Origin of the sequence: Fictibacillus aquaticus, from assembly GCF_002245695.1 — a bacterium.
In the GTDB taxonomy this organism is placed as follows: domain Bacteria; phylum Bacillota; class Bacilli; order Bacillales; family Fictibacillaceae; genus Fictibacillus; species Fictibacillus aquaticus.
Map to the genome: position 1 here is coordinate 1 of NZ_NOII01000052.1, position 1,815 is coordinate 1,815.

2 protein-coding genes are annotated in these 1,815 nt (G+C 41.6%); both read right to left on the bottom strand.

The features are described 5' to 3' along the window. The coding region (locus CGZ90_RS19325) for a TOMM precursor leader peptide-binding protein (protein ID WP_133063623.1) at positions 1-491 on the bottom strand (491 nt) is incomplete at its 3' end. Next, positions 488-1,315, bottom strand: a complete 828-nt coding sequence (locus tag CGZ90_RS19330) for a hypothetical protein (protein ID WP_094254138.1) — start codon at positions 1,313-1,315, stop codon at positions 488-490. The genes CGZ90_RS19325 and CGZ90_RS19330, both read right to left, overlap by 4 nt. Between the last annotated feature and the right edge of the window lie 500 nt (positions 1,316-1,815).

Here is a 1,815-nt window from a genome sequence, read left to right on the forward strand (position 1 = left end):
AGAAGAATGTGTTCATCGGTACGGGGTGTGTCAGCTTGCAGGAAACTATGAACTTCGTTTAAAAGAAGATTTGCAGTCTGCCATAGTCCGAGACGTGATGCCCATGGATCGGGTAAAATTTCAAGCTGATCCTTTTTATATTCTTTAATCTGAAATTGTTCTTTTCGTTCAGGGCCTGCCATAAAACGCCGTGTGTCAGCACACTCTGAACATCCTTTTTTGCCTGGAATTACGAAAGGACCGATCACTGCCTCGCCAAAATGTACGAATCCTCTCAGCCATGGAATGCGAAGTGTATGAAAAAGCGTCTCAGCTTTTAGATGGTCTCCTGGTCTCCAAGAATCATGAAGCACGAGAGCGAGAACTTCATGATTTAACACGGCCTCATCAACTGAGGCTGAGCGTGAAATAACATAATGATCCTTTAGTTCTTTGTACATATAATCAGCCAGCAGCCCTTTTCCGATAACTGAAATAGAATGCTTCATCATGTTTCCTCCGTTAACGTGACACCGAAAATACCTGCTAGGTGCTTATTGAGCAGGGGTTCTGCAGAGAGGTGGAAGAATTGTGGTATTATTTGATTTTTTTGTAACGTTATAAGAGCTGATAAGAAAGTTTGATGCAACGGCTGTGATTTGCAGCTGACATCTTGCTGTTTCTCGTTATTGATAGAAAGGGAAGTAAATACAGCACCATATGGATTAATATTTATCTCCTTATTTTGAGCTGCCAGCAAAGCAGCTTGCAAAGCTCTGCTGACGGCCAATACTTTATTCAGTCCAATACTTCCAAACCACATACCATGTGAACGTACATATACAACCGGAAAACCAAGCAGCGGTTTTCCTAAATAAATAGCCGGTTCAGAACGTGATAACTGAAGGGATTGCAGAAAATAAAGGCACCGTTCATCTTCTATTTTTGTGATGTCTAAGGAAATCGATACGGAGAGATCCTGCTCATTGGTTCTTTTAATAAACTCATGGTGAAGGCTGTTTAGCAGGGCACGAGACAATCCTTCTGCTGCAGTTTTACCTGTTCCCACTCCTGTTATGGCAAGGGCACTGTGGGAGTTATCATACATACGTTTCATATAGGTTTCAATTCCGTTCAGACCGGCATCTACTCTAGCTTCTTCATGAGTGAATCCTGTACAGATGAGTTCAGGAAGAAGCTTAGCACGTCCATTTGAAAGGGGATCAGCTGTTTGAACTTTACATTGTGATAGAGGAAGCTGTTCTAGTTCGCCTTCTTCCCAAACATGAAAGATCCCGCACTCTTTAGAAGTGATAGTGTAAAACAAAGGAAGCAAGTCGGTTTGTTCTTTTTTGCTTTGTTCTAGAAACGCAAGAGGGTCGTGGATTGCTGCAGTTTTTAGTTGTCCGTTTATGACTGGATGAGGAATGATGGATTGCCAGTTTCCTTCAAGGGTTTCCGTATTAAGTAAGTAGAGAGGACGATCACTGTCTTTTTCATAAAGACCGGTGATCTNNATTTGTTTTTGGATGAACTAAAGGCCCGGCAAAGGTTATGTCTTGCAAGAGTGTAACAGGCAAAAAGGTCTTTCCTTGTTCCCGGCAATACGCATGAACAGCACGAAGCTGATTGAAATGATCGTCATTTGAACCATAAAGTACAATTTGAAAAGATTTTAGACTTTCTTTCCAGTTCTCTTGATTTTTTAATAAATTGATTGCTGATTCTGGATCTGATTTGGATGCTTCTGCTATCAGTTCGTTTAACCGGCAGTCATCGTCATCGTTACTATCCGTTTGTACGATGCTGAAGGCAGTGAGTCCGGATTCAATCAGC